The organism is Pseudoalteromonas sp. OF7H-1 (assembly GCF_022347825.1).
Taxonomy (GTDB): Bacteria; Pseudomonadota; Gammaproteobacteria; order Enterobacterales; family Alteromonadaceae; genus Pseudoalteromonas; species Pseudoalteromonas maricaloris.
This window is the reverse complement of record NZ_JAKRFX010000017.1, coordinates 64,194-88,475: the sequence shown is the minus strand read 5'-3', so window position 1 is coordinate 88,475 and position 24,282 is coordinate 64,194. Positions and strand designations below refer to the sequence as shown.

Genomic DNA, 24,282 nt, shown 5'->3' with positions numbered 1-24,282 from the left:
TTATGTTTGTGGTACTAAATTTAAAGATGAGTAGCCTCCCGGCTGTTTATTCACATGGATACGGGTGGCGATCCGCTCGCTCATCTGAGCAACATGCGAGATCACTCCAACCTTGCGGCCTTGTGATTGCAACGCGTCTAGTGCATCAATTGCGACACCTAGCGTCTCGGGGTCTAACGTACCAAACCCTTCATCAATGAATAATGAATGTATTTGCACTTTATTTGATGAAAGCGCGGCAAGTCCAAGTGCTAAAGATAAAGATACCAAGAAGGACTCTCCTCCAGATAAGGTGTTGACGCTACGTTGTTCGTCAGCCATATCTTTATCTATAACTGCAATTTCCAAAGATTGCTCAATATTGGTAAGCAGATAACGTCTAGAAAGCGTATGCAATTGCTGGTTAGCATACTGCAATAAGATTTTTAACGTTTGTGTTTGCGCCCAATTACGCAACTTTTTGCCTGTTGCGTCGCCTAATAACTTGTCTAGCAAATGCCATTGTTCGTAGTCTTGTTGCAACTGAGCGAGATTTGCCGCTTGCAAAGAGAATTGTTGTTTATTCTGAGCATCAACCTCTAATGCACTTTGCACTTGTAGCAACTGATTTTGAGTTTGCTCAAGTGCTTGCGTCGTCTCGGCATGACTTTGCTTAACGTGTTCACTATCAACCCCATCAGGATACTTACTTTCAAGTTGGCTGAGTTCTTCACGCTGATGACTAAGCTGCAGCTTAGTGTTTTGAAAGGCTTGCTGAACTTGCGCACACTTTTCTAAATTCGCTCGAGCTTCATCCAACGAAACCTCAAGTAACGCTAATACTTTTACTTTGTTTAGCTGCCCTTGCTGGTCGAGCAGCCATTGTTCAAAGCGCGCATCAAGTTGCTGCAACCGCGATGTTTGCTCGGCAATTTGCTTTTCTAGCTGCGTCAGGCTGTGCTGAGTCTTTTCACGTTGTGCTTCGGTTTGGCTCAGCGCCAACTGGGTTTGTGTGATCTGCTCTCGGCTTTGCTGTTCTTGCTGCTTCAGCTCTGCAATCCAATCATCCAATCTGGTGTGCTGCTGTGGTAAGTATTCAGCACGTTCGCGATAGAGGCGTTCAATATTCTGCTGATGTTGTAAAAGCGTATGTTCTAATTCTTCAAGCCGCTGCGCCTCGTCTTGTTTTTGTTGACTGACAAGATGTAATTTATGCTCAAGCTGAACTTTATTCGCCGTTAACGCATCTGTACGCTCGGTGGTTTTTAGCCAAGTTTGCACCCCCGTTTTAAGTTGGCTAATGGCAGCTTGAGGAGATGAATCAAAGTTTTGCCACCACGACTTATCGGAAATTAACGCTTCAAGTCGATTGCGTAAGGCGTCTGCTGTCTGTGATAGCTGCTCATATTCAGTTCGCAAAAAGGTAATATGATTACCTAAATCATGGTGCTGCTGCTGAAGTGCCTGTCCTTTATGTTTAGCCTGCTCGAGGTGTTGTTGTGCCTGCTGAACCGATTGCCACTGGCGGTCGATATTATTGCGTAACTTTGATAGTTCATTTAGCCGTGACTGAATACTCACGAGTTGCAATTCAGCTTGCTCAGCGCTGCCAACTTTATACTCATCGCTCAATGCATCTAGTCGAGCGCGATTCTCGTTTATTTGCTTAGTGCAGTGAGCAATTTCCTGAGTGACTGACTGCCATAGCGCATTCTCACGCTCCTTTTCACCGACTTGTTGATTATAACGCTGCAACACTTGTTCACGAGCTTGCTCAGCAGCTTGATACTGAGACCGAAAATCCGATAGTAGCTGTTCCCAGTGGGCATCGATGTGCTCCACACCATAAGGATGTTCTTTTGAGCCACACACCATGCATTCTTGCCCTGCCCGCAGTTGAGAACGTAAATCGCTGATCCGCTCACTTGCGCGTAACTGCACTTGCTCCAAGTTATCACGAGTTAAGGCAAGGCGCTGCTTAGACAACTCGTCTTGCTGCTTGGTATCTCGGATCAGTATCTCAAGCCTTTCCAAGCCAATATGATGTTGCGTTTGTTGTGCTCGTAACTGATGCAGCAAGGCATCCCCTTCTTCGATACTACGATAGGCTTGCACGCATAGAGACCAGTTCTGCAATGCCAAATTTAGGTCTTGTTGAGTCAAAGGTGCGAGTGCTTCTTTTAACGCTGAGAGCGCGCTGGCTTCGGTATCGTAAACCTTTTGTAGGTGCTGTACCTCAGCCTCATGTTTGCTCAATTGTATACCTAGCGCTTGCTGTTCGTTCGGTAATTTTTGCAACTGGGTTTCATGATCGTTGCGTTGTTGTTGGTACTTTTGCAGATCATCAAATTGAGGCTGAACCACGCTCCATTGCCCGGCAATATTGCTAACTGAGTGCAAGTTCGCTTGCTCATGCTCTAGCTGCTGTAATTCAGTAGCGATCTCGCCTTGTTGCACTTGATACTTCTGTATCGCAGCTTCATGTTGCGCAATAAGATTGGCGTGCTTGTCGAGATAGGGCTTAGTTTCTCGTTCTTGCGCTTTGTGTAGGCTCAGCTTTTCATCCAATAGACGAATGGTATTAAAGCTTGGTTCTAACTTTACAAAATTGGCTTGCTGCGTAATAAGCTGCTGTTCAAGTTGCTGCTGTTTTGCTTTTAGCGTTGCAATAGTGGATGCAAAATCTTGTTGCTGCAGTGCTAGCTGCTCTTGAGATAGCTGCGCAACGCGTTTATCCGCCAGCTCATGCTGCTCACGGTTATCACGCATCTCATTGGCTTTTAAGACTTGCTGCGCATATTCCTGCTGTGGCTTTCCCTCTTCTATTTGCTGCTCAAGCGTTTTTAGCGTGTGCTCCACCTCAGCTATTTTTTGCTTTCTTAGCTCGACATCCGCGAGCCATTGCAGCTGAGCTTGCAGCTTTGTGCTTGTTTCTTGTTGTCGATTTCTTGTATCAAGCAATCCCAACTTTTGTGCTTCAAGCTCGGTAAGCTGCTCTGGTGACAAAAGCACAATTTGACCTAGCCTATCTTGCAGGGATTGCAGCTCGACTTTCTTTTGTTTGTGCGCTTCAAAAACCGCTTTACCGATATTGCTGAACTTTTCGGTACCCGTAAGACATTCTAGTAACTGAGCCCGTTCATCTCCCCCAGCCTTCAAAAACGCGGAGAATTCATGCTGAGCAAGCAGCACGGCTCGAGTAAACTGTTCAAAGTTAAGCCCGACTAGCTGTTCGATTTTTTGTTCTGTTTCTTTTTTCTTCTCACAGACTAGGGTCATATCAGGTAGGCTGAACAACTCAATAGTGGCGGTTTTCAAATTACCTTTAGGGCTTTTTCTAGCGCGCTCTACTGACCAAATAGCTTGATAACGTTTGCTATCTTGAGCAATAAAAACCACGCTAGCAGATGCCGCAACACAACCCCGACGCAATAGGTTTCGCGGGTCGTTTAACTTAATATTATCGCCATTAAAGGCAACTTTCTCTTTGTCGTCCGATTTTAACCGTGCGGTTTTGCCATAAAATGCAAGACAAACCGCATCCAGTAAAGTGCTTTTTCCCGCCCCTGTATCACCAGTAATGGCATAAAGACCTGTGTCTTTGAGTGGTGCCGCAGTAAAGTCGACTTCTGCACTTTCTATAGAGGCAAGGTTGGTGATTAATATTTTTTCAAGTTTCATCGCCCTACTCCTCCATGCTCGCGATCACTTCTGCTAACTTTTCATGCAATGTCGTTGGTGCTTTTTCCTGCTCAGGTTCAATTTCGCGATAGGCAATATCCAACAAGGTATTGGGCGATAAGGATTCAACTTTACCCAAATCTTCAAACAACCACTCACTGGCAGCTGCGCCTTTAGACACCCGCTCAATACCACAAAATTTTATATCCTTTCCTTTTAGCGCTTCATCAATCTCGGCTCGAAAGCGGCTATTGGTTTCTGCTGCAGATAATTTTAAGCGAATATAGGGAGCGCTATCGAACTTGCTAAAATCCTGCGCCGCGATAGCTTCGCATAATTCAGTCAAGCGCTTTGCACCATCTTCAGGGATATATAACACATCTTTAAAACGGGGAACGTAAAGGGGGTTTACATCGACCAGACCTTGCTCGTTAAATTCAGCGAGCAATACCTGATGCTTATAATTGCGTTCGGAAAATGACATTGGCAAAGGTGTGCCGCAGTATCTGATAGCACTTTGTTTAGCGACGGTTTGCGCTTTATGTAAATGACCTAGCGCAACATAGTCAAACTGCTCGCCAAACACGCCCGCAGATACCGCATCAAAACCGCCAATGTTGAGATTACGCTCAGAATCTTCTGAAATCGTTCCCCCCTTGGCGTGCAGATGCCCCATTAGCACAATAGGACCTTTCACTTCTTCTATCGTGCTTAGCGCATGCTGATAAGCTAATTGTACCCCGGTTTGATAGTCAAACTCGTCATCTAGCGGTTTTGGTAAATCAGCACTGCGCAAAAATGGCATTGCCACAACATGCATATGCTGCGCTGCGATAGGTAAATCGATAACAACTTGTTCAGGTGCTTGTTTGTTAAAGCGTCCAATAACATGGGTGTTGAATAAGGTTAAGAGTGGTTTTGCGGTTTCAATGCGATTAGCGGAATCGTGGTTGCCAGCAATCAGAATAATGTGCAGCTGAGGGCAAAGTTGAGATGCTTTTTGGATAAAGGTATACAGTTGCTTTTCAGCACTGGCGGGCGGTGTTGCGGTATGAAAAATATCACCGCTGATCAACAGTACATCGACTTGCTGTTCCACCAGCGCATCGCATAGCCAGTCTAAAAACAGCTGATGCTCTTCACTGCGATCATGCTCGTAAAACGATTGCCCTAAGTGCCAATCAGACGTGTGTAAAACCTTCATTTAGCGTTCCTTTTCCTATAGAAACGCTAATATAGCATCGTCGAGCAATATTCGTCTTGTGAATATTGACGCTTCAACAGCTTAGTGAGTCAACTGCCACCAAGCAAAAATGATTATAGGTAATGCCAGTAAAAAGAATTTAGCAGGTAACTTGAAAACACGACTATGCTTATCTTGCACGCGTTTAATCGCCGATTTCTCGTTACAGGCAGCTACTTTATCAACATAAAAATAGCCGTCATCTAAATAATCTTTACAGTTTTGTTCGTCTGCAGGAATTGCAACAAACTTCTCTTGTTTTTTTAGTATGTAGAAATCCATACTGCCCACCACATTCGATTCGCTAAACGGGTATTTAGTACAGAGCAAAACTAACGCCAGTTTTACCCAGAGATTGTAAAGTGCGCGATTTTAAAGACAAACTTGGGTCAATATCAACAACTAATTTTGTTTTCTTTATTTATTTATAAAATGTACACAATAACCCAGCAAAATACCTTTTTGGCATACAAATTAATTTTTTAGACCACTGTATTTTTTCTATCAAAAACAACAGATTAAAAAACATTCAAAACAGTCTCATTTCAGTCGTGTCCAAATCTTGTTACTTTATCTCAAAACTTTGATTTATGTGTTTTTATTTGTCAGTTTATTGACACGTAGAAGGTTTTATTTGTCTTCCTTTGTCACCATGTAAATCCCCTCTACTCACTCAGAGCAAAAAACTGAAATAAAAATGTTTATCGGTCAATGCCTTGGCATGATAAAACGGGAAATAACAATGAAAAAATCAACACCAGCTATGCCTTTATTGGTTGCACTCGCGCTCTCCGGTGTCGCACACGCCAGCGCTATTTCACAAACCAAAGGGCACTTTGAAGATAAGTTTCGCCAATTAGATGAAGCCTTACCTACCCCAAATATCTACCGCAGCGCAGCCGGTGAGCCCGGAGAGCGTTATTGGCAACAAAAGGTGGATTATGATATTGATGTCAACTTGGACGAGAAAGCCAAAAGATTAACCGCTACGCAGACCATACATTACAAAAATAACTCTCCTCACACCCTCAAATATTTATGGCTACAATTAGACCAAAATATCTTCAAAAACGATTCAATCGCTGAACGCACTGCAACTTTTGGGAACGAATTACAGAGTAATCCGGTTACAAAACATGCAAAAATTTCACTAAATCAACTCAGACGCCAGCAGTTTATGGATGACACTGAGCTTGGTTTTGTCATCAATAATGTCAAGGATGGTCGCGGTAAACCGCTCAAGGTCACGATTGTTGATACCATGATGCGTGTTGACCTAAACGAACCGCTCAAATCAGGTAAAGATCTGCAATTTAGCATGGACTTCGCCTTTAATATTGTTGAAGAAGATGCGGTTGGCGCACGTTCGGGTTATGAGCACTTTGAAAAAGATGGTAATGACATCTTTTTGCTCGCGCAATGGTTCCCTCGTCTAACGGCGTATACAGATTATGAAGCTTGGACCAATAAGGCGTTTCTTGGCAGTGGTGAGTTCACGCTCGAATTTGGTGACTACGACGTTGAAATCACGGTGCCGGCCGATCATATCGTTTCTGCAACCGGTGAGTTAGATAACCCAAAGCAAGTTCTGAGCAAAACCCAGCGTGACAGACTAGCGCAAGCAAAAACAGCAAAACGCCCAGTATTTGTCGTTACTGAAGAAGAAGCGCTTGAAAACGAAAAAGCCGGCACCGATGACACCAAAACGTGGCGCTTTAAGGCCAAGAATGTGCGCGATTTTGCGTGGGCTTCATCACGTAAATTTATGTGGGATGCTAAAGGCTATCAGCAAGGTGGTGACGAGCAACCTCTCGTGATGGCCATGTCATTTTTCCCCAAAGAGGGGGGGGACTTGTGGAAAAAATACTCCACCGAAGCCGTTATTCATACCATGGAAGTCTATTCACGCTTCTCGTTTGATTACCCCTATCCAACCGCGCAGTCGGTAAATGGTCCTGTCGGTGGGATGGAATATCCGATGATCACTTTCAATGGTCCGCGTACGAAATTGCAAGATGATGGCTCTCGTACTTATTCACTGGCCGAGAAACGTTTTTTAATCGGCGTTGTCATTCATGAGGTCGGGCACATCTACTTCCCCATGATAGTCAACTCAGACGAGCGCCAGTGGACATGGATGGATGAGGGCCTCAATAGCTTTTTAGATGGCGTTGCTGGCCGCGAATGGGATCCCACCATTCCTTGGGGCGTTGAGCCAAGAGATGTTGCTGCCTACATGAAATCTGAAGATCAGTCTCCAATCATGACGCAATCAGACAGCGTATTGCATCTCGGTCCAAATGCCTACACTAAGCCAGCTGCGGCTCTTAACATTCTGCGCGAGGTGATTTTAGGCCGTGAGCTATTCGATTTTGCATTTAAAGAATATGCCTTACGCTGGAAATATAAACGCCCAACGCCAGCAGATTTCTTTAGAACGATGGAGGAAGCTTCAGGGGTCGATTTAGATTGGTTCTGGCGTGGCTGGTTTTACAGCACTGATCATGTCGATATCTCATTAGATAAAATCTATCAATTGCGGTTAGACACCAAAAACCCAGATATCGACTTTGGCCGCCTACGTGAGTTTGAAAAGAACAAACCAATCTCGTTATTCGTCAAACGCAATCAAGAACAAGGGCGCGCACTTTGGATTGATAAAAACCAAGACATAACAGACTTTTACGATAGTAATGACCAGTTTACGGTAACCAATGAAGAACGAAATGAGTATCGTGAGTTTTTATCTGAGCTTAAACCTTGGGAAAAACGTACCCTTGAACGCGCGGTAAAAGAAGACAAAAACTATTACGTGCTTAAGTTTAGTAATGTCGGCGGACTTGTGATGCCAATCTTACTTGAACTCACGTACCAAGATGGTAGCAAAGAAGAGCGGACTATCCCTGCTGAGATTTGGCGCCGCAATGCCCGTAACGTCAGCAAGCTAATTATTACGGATAAAGATAAACCGCTTGCGTCCGTGACCGTTGATCCGCGATGGGAAACTGCTGACGTTGATATCGAGAATAACCATTACCCAAGGCGCATTATAGAATCTCGCCTAGAACTCTATAAAAAGAAAGAGCGTGAAGGTAAAGTGTATCGCGATATTATGCAAGACGTAAAAGCCGAGCTAAAACCACTTGAAGAGAAAAAGGATAATTAATGAAAACCTGGCGCTTAGCCTGTTTACTGGTGCTGATTTCGCCGCTTTGCCAGGCGCACCAATTAAAAGCAGCGATCACCACCGTGTTATTTAACGAACGCAGTGGCAATATCGAAATCATGCACAGATTTTATCTCCATGATACTGAACATGCGATAGAGAGCCTGCTGAGTCACAATGCCGACATCTTCAACAATGCTGCTGATAGAGCAAGGTTTGCGGATTATGTCAGTAAGCGTGTTGAAATAAAAACAGGCGCAGGGAAAGTGCTGCCTTTAAATTTGGTTGGTGCGGAAATCGATGGCCAATTCTTTTGGGTATATCAAGAAACCCCGCTTTTCTCACCAATAACAGAGCTTAAAATGCGCCATAATGCACTTAGAGATGTGTGGTCAGAACAAGTCAATTTGGTAAACTTTGAAGGCAAAGGAAAAGTCAGGTCGCTGCACTTTGATGGCAATGATGATTGGCTAAGCGTCACGTTTTAGGTTATCTAACTCGCTAAAGTAAAAAGGCACTTCGGTGTCTTTTTTACTTTATCAACTCATGTTCTGCGCTAAAGTTAAAGCATACATTGTGAACGCGCGACGAGGAAAAGGAATGATAGCCTCAATAAAGCTGGTTTTAACCTTCATATTACTAACGTCATATAGCGTCTGTGCAAGCGATCTTGTGCGCTATAACATCTCTAAAGAATTTGCCGATCCCAAACAAGACTACTACATCGCGTTGTTAAGACTGGCTTTAAATAAGAGCCGCGATAAATACGGCGCTTACCAACTCATTGAAAACTCTTTCGATCACACCCCCCAAGGACGCACCTTAGAAATTTTGGAGCAAGGGAAACTTTTAGATGTTCACTGGAGCATGACGTCAATCCAAAGGGAAAAAAGTTTAGCGACGGTATATGTGCCGTTATTAAAAGGGATGATGGGAGCGCGTTTATTTCTTATCCATAAAGATACCGAGGAAAGACTCTCCCTACTTAACTCACCCGCCCAATTAATGAGCTTCACGCTTGGCAGTGGTATCGATTGGCCTGATACCTCAATCTACGAAAAAAATGGCTTTGTTGTGGTTACTAGCATGGCAGCTCTATTACCTAAAATGCTAGAAGAAAAGCGCTTTGAGCTCTTTCCTCGTGCGCTTCACGAACCATGGACGGAGTTACAAAGTATGAATAGTGCAGTGGTAGAGTCCAAGTTCGCGTTTTGTTATCCCGCCGCCATGTATTTTTTCGTTAATAAAAACAATCGTCGACTCAAGGAGCGCCTTACCTATGGCCTCAACAAAGCAATAGAAGACGGCTCGTTTGATAAACTGTTTTTCAATCACCCAATTACTCGTGAAGCCATTGCAAAAGCTAAATTTGAAGAGAGAAAAGCATTGAAACTGCAAAACCCAAACTTGAGTGGCCACACAAGGGATACCCTGTTTAACCCCAAATATACTTGGCAACCTATCCACCAGTGCATTTCACCCAACTAAACCTAACTCAGAGCGACAAGCTATTGAAACTTGAATTATCGGCTTTGGTTAATTAATCTGGGGCTGGGATACAGCAGTAAGGGATCGACATTAGTTCAATCATGCTTTTGTTGATTTCTCTGTCTAGTCAGTAGTTAATTTTACACGATGGTATCGTACACCAGCGCTGGCTACCTAAAGTTGTCTACTAAAATAAATTCACCACCAATAAATAATAAAAACAAAGAAGGCCATTACCTTGATCAATATTCCACCTAATATCCCACGCTCGAACAGCCCTATTGGTCGAAAGCTTGGAAACTTGATGCTTAAGATGATGGGATGGAGGATAGCTGGCACTTTCCCAAGTGAAGACAAATTCGTAGCAGCCGTCGCGCCGCATACATCAAACTGGGATTTCTTTATTGGCATTGCTGTCAAGCTTGCACTTGATGTTGAAATTCGTTTTTTAGGCAAACACACCATTTTTATCCCACCATTTGGCTGGCTGTTACGCAAATGGGGCGGTATTCCGGTTAGGCGAGATACACCTCATGGTATGGTCACGCAGGTTCGCGATATCTTCAATGCCAACGACAAATTAATTTTGGGCTTAGCCCCAGAAGGGACTCGTAAATACACCTCAGAATGGAAAAAAGGTTTTATCTACATCGCACAATCCGCCGAAGTCCCCATTGTGCCTATGGCAATAGACTACCGTAGTAAAACTTTTGTTGTTATGCCGGCGATTAACAATACTACAGAGCTCACTCCAGATCAGTTACTTCACCAAGTCAAACAACAGTTTTCAAAACAAATGGCAAAATACCCTGAACACGCATCAGGATTATGAATAAAAGCGTCAACTAAAGCAGAAAACTTTAAATATACAAATCAACTAGATAGAGACTAACAGATAAATAATGCCACTAATTGAAAAAATAAAGTTAATCTAATCAATTACTTTCAAAGAACACACTTTAGTTACATTAGTTTGACAACCCCACTGCATAACACATTAAACCACACCACATTGTAAAGATTTGTTAATGAGATTTATACATATATATCATGAAGATATTTAATTTTAATGAATACAAATGAAAACGCTTGGTAAATTTAAAGTTGATCACAAACCCTCAAAATGAATAGTATTTCACCACTTATTAACGTATTCGTGGTGGATTATGCGATTGCTCATTGTTGCATTACTTGTTGGTTTTATTGGAATTGCTTTTTGGAAAATTATGCCTGAAGCTCAACTTTCACATGCAAATGTAATTCAAGTTTCGAACAACACAGAAGATGAGTCGAAGGCGACACTAGAGCTTGACACGCTTGAACAAGGTTCTAAGCAAGCCATCACCACAACAGCGCCAATACAAAAAAGTAGCGACTTTTATGCGGTGAATAAGGTCTCGAATAAAGCACAAGCCGTGCTGTCAGCCGCAAAGGTTTTACCACAAGACTTAAACAATGAAGCTTATATTGAGTTTGACTTACCTACACTCAGAAAATTAGAAGGCGGCGATAACTTTGAATTGCTTATTCCGCAAACACAAGAGTCATTTGTAGCAGAAGTGACCGGCATATCCTTAGCAGAAAACGGCGATAAAAGCGTCTTTGGTAAGGTCACTGGTGCTGATGGTCGTTTCCATACCACCGTTTTGACGGTAGGCAAAGACGCCGTATATGGTCAACTCACCGCGCCAAGCGGCAACTATGTATTCGAATCTAAAAACCAATTTGGCTGGATCGCAGCCAAGCGAGACTTATATCGCTCTCACAAAGAAGAAGAGCTGCATCCGCATGATAGTCATGACGAAACAGAACATAACTCAGTTTCTGTAAAGGAAGATATTTTTCAACCTAAAAGTAACGTTAACTAAAAGAAAGGAAAAACAATGAATACAACAGTAAAGGCAGCATCGCTGGCAACAGCACTCGCTCTATCTGCAAGCGCATCAGCAGTCACCGTTGATATCGGCATTCTTTATACTGATCAGTCTGCGGCTGCTACATCAAACATTAATACTAAAATCAATCAGTTGATTGCGTTTACAAACCAAGTTTACAGCCAGAACGGTATCGATCTGCAACTACGCCTTGCAGGTACGCAAAACTTAGGTAACTACAACATCACACCAACGAGTGCTTGGTTAGATTCTGTGACTAACAGCAGCTATGTAGCTAACCTACGTAATACTTGGCGTGCAGATATGGTTGCAGTACTTGGTACGGGTGAGCGCAATGGTAACTACATCACATGTGGTCTAGCTTGGGTAGGTCAAGGTAGTAATGGCAACCTATATTCAAGCATGAGCAACCGTATGTTCAGCATTACAGGTATCGATTGTGGTGCAACAACATTTGTTCATGAGCTTGGTCACAACCAAGGTCTAGCGCATTCACGCAAACAAGGTGACACCAGTGGTGGTGTATACGTTGATGGCATGGGCCACGGCGTACAAGACAACTTCGCCAGTATCATGGCTTATCCACATGTCTTTGGTAATGCAACACAGTACGACTACTTCGCTAACCCGAACTGGTCTCTTGGCGGTGTGCCTTATGGTGTAGTTGGTCAATCATATGCTTGGAAAACGGTAGATGCGACTAAAACGAGCATCGCAAACTTCAAGTAATCGCTTTACGTTCAAATTTCAAACTAAAACACACCCAAACCCGCGCTCTTAGCGGGTTTTTTTCGTGCTTACTTTGCCAGCCATTGATTTATTTCTTGATACATAAAGTCGCGGATTAGAGGTTGTGCTTCTTTGTTTGGGTGTAGGTTATCGTTTTGCATTAACTCCGGTTTGTCCGCCACTTCTAACATAAAGTAGGGCATTAGATAGCTACCGGTTTGCTCTGTCACTTGTTGGTAGCTCTCGGTAAACATACTGGTATAACGTGGACCTAAGTTAGGAGGTATTTGGATTTCCATTACGGCAACGTTGGCGCCTGCTTGTTGACTAGATTGCACCAGCTGTGTGAGATTTGCCTTTAACCTTTTTACAGGGAAACCGCGCAAGCCATCATTACCACCCAACTCGATTAATACATGAGTAGGCGAAATCGTTTTCAATTGCTGATTTATTTTTGCCACAGCATTACCTGTTGTTTGACCGCTAACGCTAACATTGATAATTTCGATCGGATTTTGTTCTGTTTCGTATTTATTTTGTAACAATTTAACCCAACCATCATCTTGTTTCAGGCCATAAGCGGCGCTTAAGCTATCACCAACTATCATGAGTTTTTGCTTGGCATTTGCGCTTAACGGCGTCATTACAATAACAAGTATGAACAACAACTTTAGGAAATAGTACTTCATGTCAGTGCTTTCTCAGTTAAATATGATCCAAGTAAAAGGCCTTACTAAACAGGTCTCTACCGTCGAAGGTAATCTCACTATCCTTAGTGATATCGATTTCACTGTCAAGTCAGGTGAGTCCGTGGCTATCGTTGGCGCTTCAGGCTCTGGTAAGTCAACCTTACTTAGTTTGCTTGCCGGCTTAGATATCGCATCCAAAGGAGAAGTTCATTTAGATGGCGAATCATTACAAAAAATGGATGAAGAAGCTCGAGCTCAACTGCGAGCAGAAAAAGTCGGCTTCGTATTTCAGTCATTTATGCTAGTGCAAAGCTTAACAGCGCTTGAAAATGTAATGCTTCCTGCTGAATTAGCTGGGGACAAAGGTGCAAAAAATCAAGCGACAGAGCTATTAGAAAAGGTTGGCTTGTCGCATCGCTTAACACACTACCCCTCACAACTTTCGGGTGGTGAACAGCAACGGGTGGCCATCGCCAGAGCCTTTGTCGGTAAACCTAAAATCCTCTTTGCTGACGAACCATCGGCTAATTTAGACAGTAAAAACGGCCATCTTATCGAGCGTTTGCTGTTTGACCTAAACAAAGAGAATGGCACCACTTTGGTGCTTGTTACCCATGATGAGCAACTCGCTCAACAGTGTGATCGCATTATTCATATTGAAGCTGGGAAACTCGAGGTAATAAAACAAGGAGCGGCCGTTAATGTGGTTTAAGTTAGCACTTACTTTATTCTCTAGGGAATTTAGACGAGGCGAGCTCACTATCATTCTAGCTGCAATTGCGCTTGCAGTATTGACGGTGTTTAGCTTGTCTTCCATTACCGAGCGGATCCGTTTGAATTTAGAACAAAAATCCGCAGACTTTATTGCTGCTGACAGGCGGCTTTCGAGCAACCATGATTTCGACGACCGAGTACTAACCAAGGCGCAAGAGTTTGGCTTAAATACCGCCAAACAAGTGTATTTTGACTCTATGTTATTCGCTAACGATGAGTTAATACTTGGCTCGCTAAAAGCCGTAACAGACACATATCCACTTAGAGGCAAGCTGACTTTAAGAGATAGTCTTGATGGCGAGAATTACCAAATAAAAGCCGCCCCGAAAAAGGGCAATATATGGCTCAGCGAAGGCTTATTTTACTCCCTTGGCCTTAAAATTGGTGACGAGGTGGAAATAGGGGCCGGGCAGTTTACCGTGAGTAAGGTGCTCATTAGCGAGCCTGATGCCCCTTTCTTCTCGCTGGCGGGGAACAAACGCGTCCTCATTAATTATGATGATATTGCGGTGACAAAAGCCATTCAACCCGGGAGCAGAGTCTTCTACCGCCTATTATTTTCGGGCTCAGAGCAGCAGCTGGGAGAGTACTACACTTGGCTTAAGCCGCAACTCAAGAGCAACCAATCTTGGCAGGGGATAAAAGACAGGCAATCACCTTTGGGTGAAAATTTAGCTCGCTCGGAGAGCTTTTTACTCCTTGCTGGACTATTTGGGATCATGCTTGCTGCCGTAGCGATGGCGGTTTCTGCAAAGCGCTATTGTGAGCGCCAATATGATCCTGTCGCCATGATGAAAACACTCGGTGGTAGCCGCAAAACCATCCGCCGTATTTATCTATTACACCTTTCTTTAGTGACTTTTTTCTCCGTTGTGGTTGGTCTAGCTATCGGTTACGGGCTGCAAAATGTTGGAGCTGCTTACCTAATTAACTTTATGGATACAGCCTTGCCTGAAGCTGGGCTTAGGCCTTGGCTGCTGAGCATTGCCGTGGGTGTAGTTTGCGCCATGATGTTTTCACTGAAACCACTATTAGATTTGTTTGATATCCCGCCGCTGCGCGTCCTAAGACGCAACCTTGGAGATACCATCGCGATTAGTCGAATTCATATGGCACTCTCAGTTTTGACTATCTTTGGGTTAATGTGGTTATTTAGTCGCGACATTAAGATCACCGCGATTTTATTCGGTGCAACCTTGCTACTGATGGCTGTGCTATACGTGATCTCAAGACTATTATTTTCAGCGGGTAGAAAGCTAGGGTTGAGTCCGGGCTCAAGTTGGTCTTTAGCTATTGCTACACTGCAAAAGCGTGCCAATGCAAATGCAGTACAGCTTATTAGCTTTGCCCTTGCCATCAAATTAATGTTGTTTTTAGTGGTGCTGAAAAATGACATGATCTCGGATTGGCAGATGCAAGTTCCAGAAGATGCGCCCAATGCGTTTTTTATCAATATCACGGAGCAAGAAATTCAGCCAATGCAACGTAAACTCGATGAAAGTGGCATTAAACATGAGCATTTTTATCCGGTCTTTTTGGGCCGTGTAAATGCGCTAAATGGTGAAGAGTTTGCGCGCCGGGTCTCGCTACAAGAAGGTGAAGAAAAAGACGAAGATGCACGTGATGGGGTAGGGCGAGAACTCAATCTGACTTGGTTAGATGAATTGCCAGCGGGCAATGAAGTGGTCGATGGCGAGTGGTTCGATGATTCTGATGCGCTTCAAGTTTCCGTTGCTCAAGGGCTTGCCGATCGGGTAGGGATAAAAGTGGGTGACACGCTTAGCTTCCTAATCAACAGTCAAACAATTGAAGCCAAAGTGACGAGTTTACGTAGCGTCAATTGGGGCTCACTGAAGCCTAACTTTGTGATGATATTTAACGATAAAATCGCGGGCCAATTCCCTGTGACTTACTTTACTGCCGCCAAGCTTGAAACCACCGACACTAAGGTGATTAGTCAGTTTTTGAAAGCGTACCCGACAATTAGCATGATCGACATTCAGAGCCAGCTCAAACAGGCACAGTCGATGATTTCTCAAGTCTCACTGGCGATTAGCTTCGTACTGAGTATCGTGCTCATCAGCGGCTCATTGGTGCTCATTTCTCAGGTTCAGGCGAGCCTAGCCGAGCGCATGCAGGAAATCGTTATCTTACGCACACTCGGTGCCAAAGGTCGTTTGATAAAGCTCGCCACGCTTTATGAGTTTTTATTACTTGGCGGATTGGCAGGGCTGGTAGCTGCCGTGGTCAGTGACATTGCACTTTTGGTGATCCAAGTCCAAACATTCGATGTAGATGGCCGCTTGCACCCCTATATTTGGCTTTTAGGGCCTGCAACAGGCGCAACGTTCGTTGCTGTGATCGGTTACTTTATGGTAGCGAACACCATGAAACAGAACACACAAGGGCTACTACGCAAACTCGCCTAATATACTCGAAAAGCCTAAAAAGTGGCTCACTGTTCACCTTTGGTGAGCCACTCATCCCGCAAAAGTAAAACTCTATCGTCTTGATCTTTACAAACTTCAATTACGTACCTACCTTTAAGTAGGGCTACGCAGTACACATGCGAAACCAAAGGATATTGAAAATGGATAGGATACCGGTTAAAGGCATCATTTTTGACCTAGATGGCACGTTAGTGACATCTGAACTCGATTTCTCACTTATTCGGGCACAAATTGGCTGTCCGGTAGGGCAAGACTTACTCAGTTTTATCAGTGGATTGCCTTCACCTTATATGCGTGAAGAGGCCATGAACATCGTCCACCAACATGAATTATGTGACGCACAGCACTGTGAAGTTATTCCTGGGGTAAAGGAGTCCATTGCGCACCTTTCGAGAATGGGTGTGCCGCTTGCCGTTGTGACCAGAAATTTTGCAAAAGCGGCGCGATTGAAGCTTAAAACAGCGGGATTGCCAATCCCATTGATTTTAACGAGGGACGATGCGCCAGCCAAGCCAGACCCAGCCGCGCTGCTGCAAGTTGCACAAACGTGGCAAGTGCCATCTTATCAATGTGTATATGTTGGTGATTATCTCTATGATATAGAGGCGGCACATAACGCCAACATGCCGTCATGTTTGTTTGCTCCCAATGATAAACCTCATTACGCGGATCAAGCAGATGTCGTTATTAGTCACTTTGCAGAGTTAGTTGATGCGCTGTATACGCTAGACACGAGAAGACACCGTTACTTAGCCTAGCGTAACGACATTGAAGCTATCAGTTATGTGTTATTTGGTAGTTTGCCTTTTTCCCTTCAGTTGACTCAAATGATCCTTTGTCACCCACTGCAATCGCGTCAACATCGCTCTGTACCACCGTAAAATTACTATGTGCTCTACCATGCTTAAAACGACCATCGTGCATCAATACAACCTTACCTTGTTGCCCAGAAAAGCACCCGGTTACTGCTTCAAAGCCATTAAACTCAACATCTCCTTCTTCGGTATAGTGAAGCTGATAATAAACTTCGCTACTGCCTTCAATTTCGCCTTCATAACTGAGGCTCACCACGGCTTTTGAGAGTTTAGCACCATCATCAAATTGTTTTTCTGTGGTTTCTTGCCAATTGTTAATTTCGTACACACCTGTTAGTTGCATCGTTTATCCCTTAATTTTATAGTGGAAGAGTTTGACCTTGCTCTGCAGTTTCATGCAGCTTATTTTAAATCTAGCACGCGATTTCAAATTGGTATTGTAAAAACACGACAACAAACGAAGAGCTCTATCCATAACAAGGCAGTGATGAAATCTAACCATAGTCAAATTAACGGCGTACTTCACCAACAACAAAGCGCGCCAAATTACCAGCTTAGACGGTATTTTCCATGTACAGAGTTAAAGGGTCTTGTCGAGCAATTTTGGTTTGTCGACTGGTGTTTGCCGGATAATAAAACCCATACACAACGAAACTTACCAGATCCCAACTTTCATTTGCTGCAAAGTACCGATGAGTTAAAAATTATTGGCCCTGTAAGCAAAGTATACGATTACACAATGCGTGGAAAAGGGCAGCTCTTGGGGGTTAAATTTAGGGTCGGTGCCCTAGTGGAGCTATTTAATATCACTCCTTTGACATGTGTCGATAAAACCTTTTCTTTGCAGCATCTTTGCGATGTGCCATCGAGTCCGCTGGTTTCTTCATTAACCATGGCAAGTGATGATGCAGAGCGGGTAAAAGTGCTATCGCAATTTTTAATGTCGTTTACACTCCCTCAAAGCACAGGTGCTGCTATGGCTGAAGATATTCTCGACACTTTGCGAGATCACAGCGATATTTTTTCGGTTGAGCAACTTGCTAAACAATGCGACATGCCAATACGAAAAATACAAAGGCTTTGCCAACACTACATAGGTTTTAGTCCTAAATGGCTAATTCGAAAGTATCGCCTGCACCAAGCACTTGCACTGCTTGAGTCCAATGTGACTACAATGGCAGATATTGTTGCTCAGTTGAACTATACCGATCAGTCCCACCTTATAAGAGATTTTAAAGAAATAATCGGCACCACTCCAAACCGTTATCTCAAGCGCCCCTAACAGGTACTTCGCCTCTATGTGTTGTAATGCCCCTTTACAACGCCACAACGCAATGACACTTAAGCCTCAATCGCTTTACAAATTAGTGCAATTGCACCGCTTGTCATCGAGACATTTAACGCTTCTCTATCTGGGTTACACTCCATAGCGAGTGCTACCCCATGTAAATAATCAACCAGTAAGCAAATCGCATCTTGTTGTGCCTGTCCCTGTAATTCAAGCGTTTGAGTCACTTCTTCAAATCGAGTTTGAAATACTTGAGCTGGACCTACTGAGTCCATTGACAGCAGCACTGTTAACAACCCTGTATAGTCGTCGAGTAACTGTAAATAACTTGCACTGAGCTTTTGTAGCTCTGTGTGCCACTGTTCATCGCAGCTAGGTTCATAGATTTCATCGACTAAAGAGCAGGTCAAAGCTTCGAGCAAAGCCTGTTTGTTTTTAAAGTAGTGATAAATTGCCATCGCATCGACATTTAGGCTGCTCGCCAACGCTCGAATACTAGGCACTTTTCTACTTTCCTTCATCTGCAATTTTGCTGCTTGTATGATCAGCTCCTGACTTAGTGCTTCACCTTCCGCTAACGGTCGGCCACGCTTCTTATCCTTGACACTCATTGTTTACTCTCGCTAAGATAAAATAAATTCTACACCGTAGAATTTATTTTATCTTGAAATGGTTTAGGGTTCAATTGGAGTATAAAATGGCAAACATCGTCTATATTGGGGCAAGCCTAGACGGCTTTATCGCGGATAAAAATAACCGCTTAGACTGGCTACACGAATTACCCAACCTTGAAGGTTCAGACTTGGGGTTCGCAGATTTTATGGCCCGCGTAGATGCCATCATCATGGGGCGTAATACCTTTGAGACAATCCAAGGATTTGATTGCGAATGGCCATACAATAAACCTGTTTTTGTATTAAGTAATACGCTTAAAGAGGTACCAAAGGCCTTTGCAGATAAGGTATCGCTTGTGCAAGGTGAACTGACAGATATCGTCGAACAACTGGCTCAGCAGAGCTTTAAAAACCTTTACATTGATGGCGGAAAAACCATACAAAGCTTTCTACAACAAGATCTCATTGATGAACTAATTATCACGACCATTCCAACTATTTTAGGTGGTGGAACACCTTTATTCGGAAAATTAAACGAACCGCTTAAATTCAAACACGTGAATGCTGTGAGATATTTAGATTGCGTGGTAAAAAATTACTACGTACGCCAAAGATAACCCTAAGAAGGCGCTTAAAATAAGCGCCTTCAGTATGCGCCTATGCGTCCTTCATATCCGCAAAGTGCTCAAGCTGCTTTAACTGATATAAATCACGCCAAAGCAGAGGGATGATAATAACGGTTAACGTGATGTTTGAGATAGGTACCGCAAGCCACACCCCATCAACACCAAACCAGAAGGGCAATAAATATAAAAACGGCAATTGCACCAACATGTTTCCAAGCGAAATAGCCAATGCTTTACCGCCTTTGCCTACCGCAACAAAGTACATCGAGGTAAGAAATATAAAGCCATCCAAGAATAACGTGGATAGATGCAGCTGCAAACCACGCTCGGCCGCATTGAGCAAAGCCAAATCCTCACTGAAGAGCCCAAGTACATCCTTCGGAAACAGATAAAACATCGTTACCATCATCACACCAACACCCAAGCTTACTTTGAGCGCCAGCTTAACCATAGTGTGAATGCGCTGGTAAAGGCCTGCTCCATAATAATAACTGATGGGCGGCTGGACACCATTCGCTACGCCTTCTGCGATAAAATAGTAAATAACGCCAAGGTAACCAACCACAGCGAAGGCCGCCACCTCAACTTCACTGGCAAATATCAGCAACTGCTTGTTGTGTAACGCAACGATAAAGCCAAAATATAAAAACATCACCAACCCTGCAGCGCCTAACTTTAGTATTTCCAGAGCTAGTGGCTGATTAAACGCGCCTTTGGGTTTACTTTCGTCACTAGAAGTGAGCAAAAAGTAGAGCGCCGCCAGTGCGACTATCCCTTGTGAAATCAGCGTAGCAAATGCAGCACCGGGAAGTTGCCATTGCATTTTCACAATCATAAAATAATCGAGCACTATATTGCTGAGCGCCCCTATAATTAGCAAAGCTGTTGCCATTTCTGGTTTACCATTGTTTCTTAGTAGTAACGGCAGCGCACCTGCCGCAATGGTAACCCCAGCTCCCCAATTCAATACCTGTAAGTAGGTCAAACTGGAATGTAAAAGCTCGCCCGATGCACCTTGAAGCTCGAGCAAACTCGGTCCGAATAATACAAGGACAATCATTGCAACCACAGTCAAGATAGCGATGAGCCAAAAGCTGGTGCTCATCAGCTGCTGCACATCGGTATTGTCGCCAGCGCCACGATAAATCGACAGCAAACTGCCAGATCCTATCCCGACTAAAACGCCAAAACCAATAATGATCCCTATAATGGGCCAAGCAAGGTTTACAGCGGCCAACCCCTGAGCACCAAGGTAGTGACCAATAAAAATACCATCGACGATTTGGTACAATCCGTTGACCACCATTGCGACAACGGCAGGGATAGTATAACGCCAAAAAGCGCGGGTAACGTTAGCGTCTTTTGTGGGGGGGTTGCTCGCTGAATCTAACAGCATGATGAAATCCTTAAGCAAGAAAAACCGTTATTATCCTTGTAATTGAGATTGGTCAAAGTTAGTATCCATCCGGAATTCGGATAGGTTAAATAATCATGCATTGGACACTCGATCAACTCGAAGCCTTTGTCACCGCCGTCAGGTTGGGGTCATTTTCAGCTGCAGCAAGACACTTGGGGAAGGCACAATCTCGGGTCAGCACCGCAATTGCCAATCTGGAAGCCGATCTAGGCTTTGCACTTTTTGACCGCTCCGCCAGACTGCCAGTGTTAAATCAAGCTGGTCTTGATCTGTTTAAAGAAGCCGAAGCGGTGCTCATGCAGTGTCAGCGACTGCAATCAAGAGCCAATTCTCTTAATAGTGGCGAAGAGGTGTCTCTCACCGTTGCCATGGATGAAGCAGTACCCATCATCGCATTTGAATCTTTGTTTGAACGATTGGCTCAGCAATTTCCGTTATTAAAATTAGCCATTATTAATGGCTCTCAAGACGACATTGCACAATGGGTAAGCGCAAAAAGGGCAGAAATAGGCATTTTATTTCACCAAAAACCATTGCCAGAATCGCTGGATTTCACTTCGATAAACAGCTTTAAACAAATCTTGATCTGCTCCCCTCACCACCCGCTGGCACAACATCCAGCCCCGAGTATTGAAGAGCTAAATCGACATCGGCAGCTCGTAATACGCGACCGCATTGGTAATACTCAGTCACAAGCCATATCCACAAGCCACTGGCACATTGACAGCTACTATTACATCATGGGTTTAGTCATTAGAGGCGTTGGTTGGGCATTAGTACCTGAACATGTTGTCAATACGCCTTGGTACATGGGAGAACTGTTCGAGCTGTCAACCGAGCATATTCCTAACTCTTTGGTCGTCGAAATGGGCATAGTGCAACGCAGAGAACAAAGTAAAGGCCCCATTGTGCAGTGGCTTTATAACGAAACAGCTAACTTATTCTGAGTAAACCTATACTGTCAAATTAAAGCCATACAGGCTCTGCATAATCTGGTATTTTTTCTACACTGATGGTTAAATTGATCTGTTTTGGATAAATTTCCTTTTAGCAAACACCAGTAACAAAAGTTCACATTTACATAGTAGAGTGGAAATAATACTGAGAACCAATTTAGGAGCACGTAGTTTTATTGTTTAAGACTGCAGTTAGGATACATTATGTTTGATAAAAATACGCTTATTGAAGCCTACGAAAACGTTTTAATTACGCTTATTAAAAAGCGTATCAACGAGTTAAAATTTTATGTAAATCAAAGTACTTATTCTCATATGTCGTTATCTGTTGAATTTTGGCATTACGATGTAAATTGGAATATCTACAGCCTGCCCGACAGCCGTTTCGAGCAGCATAAAAACGTTGCTTCAGACGAGTTTATCATCTTGTCTGATTTTGAAGATGATTGTCCAGAAGTCAGTAAACTGAGAGACATTTTCGAGAGCTGGGAAGATATTGAACTCGTTGAAGACGAGGACGAGAATATGGATATGTTGTTCAAGCTATCTCATGAAGCGCTCGCCGAGGCACTATGCGGAAACGAAGTAAAACCACTATTACTAGACATCTTTGCTGAAAATAAGGCGTTAAAAAACAAACCTCTTAACGAGCTTATCAAAGTAGAAGATCCGGACGGACGTTTTGATCTCAACTTTATAGCAGCCGCTTCTCAGTAGGGCGGTGAGACAAAGTTTTAAGCACACGCTTAGACATATTTGGAGCTTAGTCTAATGAAAGTAAAACGGATTATTTCAAATATTAACACCCCCAACCCAGAGGATGCCGCAGTATTCTATGAACGTGTCTTTGGTCTTGAGCTTGTCATGGACCATGGCTGGATTAAAACTTTTAGTTCAGGTGAAGAAATGATCGCACAAATTAGTGTGGCATCTGAAGGGGGATCAGGAACGCCTGTGCCTCAATTATCCATAGAAGTCGACGACCTTGACACCGCTTTGAATAGAGTTGTTGCGGAGCAAATACAGATTGAGTATGGACCCGTGTCGGAGCCATGGGGTGTGCGCCGCTTTTATGTTCGGGATCCATTTGGCTACTTAGTGAATGTTCTGCAACACGAAAAGTAAGCTACTTTTATCGCAGCAGATTGATTATTCGTAGCAACAAATAATAAGGGAGCTTTCTTGCAAACACTCCCTTATTCATTGCTCCAAAGGAGCCCTGATTTAAAAAACCTGTAGTTTAAGTTGCAACCCGATGTAAGACGGTTGACTCATACTCTCACTTGCGGATGATAGAGCGGTAAAACCCATAAATCTAACCCACTAAATGTAAAGGGGCTTTACATCACACCACCCATAAACCAGTCAGTTAACTTACTTCTTTGGCTTTGGTAATAGCAGCTTGGATCGCAGCTTTGGCCTGTGGGCTGTTTTTCCAACAAGTTGTTCGCAACATAGAAGCGACCCGCTCAGCAATTTCTTCAACTTCATAAGTCGCAAGTTCGCTCAAACTGCAAATACCGATTTCTTCAAAACGCTTTATTACCGTAGGGCCAACTCCCTTGAGTGCGAGTAAGGTGTCTTTTTCACTTTCAGAGAAAACCATAATTCAGCTATCCTTTTATTTATCAAAACGCTCAACATTAGCGCGATAATATTGAAATTCTATCACTATCTTGGCTTGAGAAGTCTGGATCAACATAAATATACATTCTTGTGATCAAGTTATCAGAGAATTCGAACACACTACAAAAACGGCCAGATGAAATTTGATTATCAGGCCAGTGCGTACCATCACGCATCACACCGCCTTCGCGCCCTTCAACAACAACAGTTTTTCCAGACACAATGAAATTAAAATGCGCAATATCGTGCCAAATACTGTTGAGTGAGCTGCCAATTTTATCGCCAAACTCAAGTAATGCTTGCTTACCAACAGCGTCACCAAACTTTGGAAAAAAGAAAGTCACTTCATCATGAAATAAGTCTAAATAGCTTGAATCTCCAGCATCAATCTTTTTAAAGTACTCAGTCACCAATTCAATTAAGGTATTTTTATCCATCGTTTTTTCTTCCTAGTCCTTTGCAATTAATTTGTAATCCCACTCTCTTAATTAGGGCAAACACAATAAAAACAATATAGGTAACCTGAACTCGGGATAACAACTTGTTCTCTAGCAGCTGTTATCCCTTACTACTGCATTAAATTTGCTTGCAATAGGCTAGCTATTGACGCACAAATTTGCCTTGTATTACGAAATAACTTCTGGCTAGAGTGATATTACGCTTTTGAACTTAGGTATTTTAGTAGCTTAACTAACTTCTTATCCCGAGTTAAGGTTAGGTAATCTCAATTGAAGAATTTGCGATGCAAGGTTTAAAGTGAGCACTGTAGATTCCTCGTCCATAAAATAATTAACCTTATTTAATGCAATCAGAATACGCAAAATAAAGTCCGATGACGACAACCAG

Annotated in this window: 23 protein-coding genes; 14 read left to right on the top strand and 9 right to left on the bottom strand. The window is 43.3% G+C overall.

All coding sequences use genetic code 11. The annotated features are described in order from the left end of the window. The 3 genes from MHN30_RS18690 to MHN30_RS18680 form a co-directional block, all read right to left on the bottom strand. Complete coding sequence (locus MHN30_RS18690; RefSeq protein ID WP_239360719.1) at positions 1–3,660, bottom strand: AAA family ATPase; 3,660 nt, start codon at positions 3,658–3,660, stop codon at positions 1–3. A 4-nt stretch (positions 3,661–3,664) separates the two neighbouring features. Further along, a complete protein-coding gene (gene sbcD, locus MHN30_RS18685) occupies positions 3,665–4,864 on the bottom strand; it encodes an exonuclease subunit SbcD (protein ID WP_239360718.1) in 1,200 nt (399 codons plus the stop codon). 81 nt (positions 4,865–4,945) lie between these two features. After that, a complete protein-coding gene (locus MHN30_RS18680; RefSeq protein ID WP_010376069.1) occupies positions 4,946–5,185 on the bottom strand; it encodes a hypothetical protein in 240 nt (79 codons plus the stop codon). 460 nt (positions 5,186–5,645) lie between these two features. On the opposite strand from MHN30_RS18680, the gene MHN30_RS18675 reads away from it, so the two are divergent. The 6 genes from MHN30_RS18675 to MHN30_RS18650 all read left to right on the top strand — a co-directional run bounded on the left by MHN30_RS18675 (position 5,646) and on the right by MHN30_RS18650 (position 12,181). Next, positions 5,646–8,069: a M1 family metallopeptidase gene (locus tag MHN30_RS18675; RefSeq protein ID WP_239360716.1), complete on the top strand. Its 2,424-nt coding sequence runs from the start codon at positions 5,646–5,648 to the stop codon at positions 8,067–8,069. Further along, positions 8,069–8,557 (top strand): DUF6702 family protein, encoded by a 489-nt coding sequence (locus MHN30_RS18670; protein WP_239360714.1) that lies wholly within the window; start codon positions 8,069–8,071, stop codon positions 8,555–8,557. Before MHN30_RS18675 ends, MHN30_RS18670 begins: the two co-directional genes overlap by 1 nt. A 112-nt stretch (positions 8,558–8,669) precedes the next feature. Beyond that, positions 8,670–9,557, top strand: coding sequence for a hypothetical protein (locus tag MHN30_RS18665; protein ID WP_045988636.1), 888 nt, complete (start codon positions 8,670–8,672; stop codon positions 9,555–9,557). Between the two features lie 238 nt (positions 9,558–9,795). Continuing rightward, positions 9,796–10,389, top strand: coding sequence for a 1-acyl-sn-glycerol-3-phosphate acyltransferase (locus tag MHN30_RS18660; protein ID WP_338139175.1), 594 nt, complete (start codon positions 9,796–9,798; stop codon positions 10,387–10,389). Between the two features lie 334 nt (positions 10,390–10,723). Beyond that, entirely contained in the window at positions 10,724–11,425 is a 702-nt protein-coding gene (locus tag MHN30_RS18655) for a hypothetical protein (RefSeq protein ID WP_239360711.1), read from the top strand. Between the two features lie 15 nt (positions 11,426–11,440). Then, positions 11,441–12,181, top strand: a complete 741-nt coding sequence (locus MHN30_RS18650; RefSeq protein ID WP_039495419.1) for a reprolysin-like metallopeptidase — start codon at positions 11,441–11,443, stop codon at positions 12,179–12,181. Positions 12,182–12,249: 68 nt separating this feature from the next. On the opposite strand, the gene MHN30_RS18645 is transcribed toward MHN30_RS18650, so the two are convergent. After that, a complete protein-coding gene (locus MHN30_RS18645; RefSeq protein WP_130127488.1) occupies positions 12,250–12,870 on the bottom strand; it encodes an arylesterase in 621 nt (206 codons plus the stop codon). Between MHN30_RS18645 and MHN30_RS18640 the strand changes: the two genes are divergently transcribed. The 3 genes from MHN30_RS18640 to MHN30_RS18630 all read left to right on the top strand — a co-directional run bounded on the left by MHN30_RS18640 (position 12,869) and on the right by MHN30_RS18630 (position 16,852). Beyond that, on the top strand, positions 12,869–13,582 hold the full coding sequence (locus MHN30_RS18640; protein WP_010376092.1) for an ABC transporter ATP-binding protein: 714 nt from the start codon (positions 12,869–12,871) through the stop codon (positions 13,580–13,582). The two genes, MHN30_RS18645 and MHN30_RS18640, sit on opposite strands and share 2 nt — an antisense overlap. Beyond that, the gene (locus MHN30_RS18635; RefSeq protein ID WP_239360709.1) at positions 13,572–16,073 is read left to right on the top strand and encodes an FtsX-like permease family protein; all 2,502 of its coding nucleotides are present in this window, start codon (positions 13,572–13,574) and stop codon (positions 16,071–16,073) included. Before MHN30_RS18640 ends, MHN30_RS18635 begins: the two co-directional genes overlap by 11 nt. A gap of 161 nt (positions 16,074–16,234) precedes the next feature. Next, positions 16,235–16,852 (top strand): HAD family hydrolase, encoded by a 618-nt coding sequence (locus tag MHN30_RS18630; protein ID WP_239360707.1) that lies wholly within the window; start codon positions 16,235–16,237, stop codon positions 16,850–16,852. Positions 16,853–16,871: 19 nt separating this feature from the next. Here the strand turns inward: MHN30_RS18630 and MHN30_RS18625 are convergent, their stop codons facing one another. Then, entirely contained in the window at positions 16,872–17,252 is a 381-nt protein-coding gene (locus tag MHN30_RS18625; RefSeq protein ID WP_239360705.1) for a DUF3224 domain-containing protein, read from the bottom strand. Positions 17,253–17,396: 144 nt separating this feature from the next. Between MHN30_RS18625 and MHN30_RS18620 the strand changes: the two genes are divergently transcribed. After that, positions 17,397–18,191, top strand: coding sequence for a helix-turn-helix domain-containing protein (locus MHN30_RS18620; RefSeq protein WP_239360703.1), 795 nt, complete (start codon positions 17,397–17,399; stop codon positions 18,189–18,191). 59 nt (positions 18,192–18,250) lie between these two features. Here MHN30_RS18620 and MHN30_RS18615 read toward each other — a convergent pair whose 3' ends face one another. Beyond that, entirely contained in the window at positions 18,251–18,808 is a 558-nt protein-coding gene (locus tag MHN30_RS18615) for a helix-turn-helix domain-containing protein (RefSeq protein WP_239360701.1), read from the bottom strand. Positions 18,809–18,894: 86 nt separating this feature from the next. Here MHN30_RS18615 and MHN30_RS18610 point away from each other — a divergent pair, with 86 nt between their 5' ends. Then, positions 18,895–19,428, top strand: coding sequence for a dihydrofolate reductase family protein (locus tag MHN30_RS18610; protein WP_239360699.1), 534 nt, complete (start codon positions 18,895–18,897; stop codon positions 19,426–19,428). A 40-nt stretch (positions 19,429–19,468) separates the two neighbouring features. On the opposite strand, the gene MHN30_RS18605 is transcribed toward MHN30_RS18610, so the two are convergent. After that, positions 19,469–20,833 carry an MATE family efflux transporter gene (locus tag MHN30_RS18605; RefSeq protein ID WP_239360697.1) on the bottom strand — a complete coding sequence of 455 codons (1,365 nt, stop codon included), beginning with the start codon at positions 20,831–20,833 and terminating at the stop codon, positions 19,469–19,471. 95 nt (positions 20,834–20,928) lie between these two features. On the opposite strand from MHN30_RS18605, the gene MHN30_RS18600 reads away from it, so the two are divergent. From MHN30_RS18600 to MHN30_RS18590, 3 genes are all read left to right on the top strand, one after another. Next, positions 20,929–21,801, top strand: coding sequence for a LysR family transcriptional regulator (locus MHN30_RS18600; RefSeq protein ID WP_130165616.1), 873 nt, complete (start codon positions 20,929–20,931; stop codon positions 21,799–21,801). Between the two features lie 213 nt (positions 21,802–22,014). Then, entirely contained in the window at positions 22,015–22,527 is a 513-nt protein-coding gene (locus MHN30_RS18595; protein WP_130127479.1) for a hypothetical protein, read from the top strand. 54 nt (positions 22,528–22,581) lie between these two features. Next, a complete protein-coding gene (locus MHN30_RS18590; RefSeq protein WP_045988624.1) occupies positions 22,582–22,935 on the top strand; it encodes a VOC family protein in 354 nt (117 codons plus the stop codon). Between the two features lie 244 nt (positions 22,936–23,179). Here the strand turns inward: MHN30_RS18590 and MHN30_RS18585 are convergent, their stop codons facing one another. Continuing rightward, entirely contained in the window at positions 23,180–23,416 is a 237-nt protein-coding gene (locus MHN30_RS18585) for a helix-hairpin-helix domain-containing protein (RefSeq protein ID WP_130165615.1), read from the bottom strand. A 37-nt stretch (positions 23,417–23,453) separates the two neighbouring features. Further along, the gene (locus tag MHN30_RS18580; RefSeq protein ID WP_130165614.1) at positions 23,454–23,873 is read right to left on the bottom strand and encodes a nuclear transport factor 2 family protein; all 420 of its coding nucleotides are present in this window, start codon (positions 23,871–23,873) and stop codon (positions 23,454–23,456) included. Positions 23,874–24,282 lie beyond the last annotated feature (409 nt).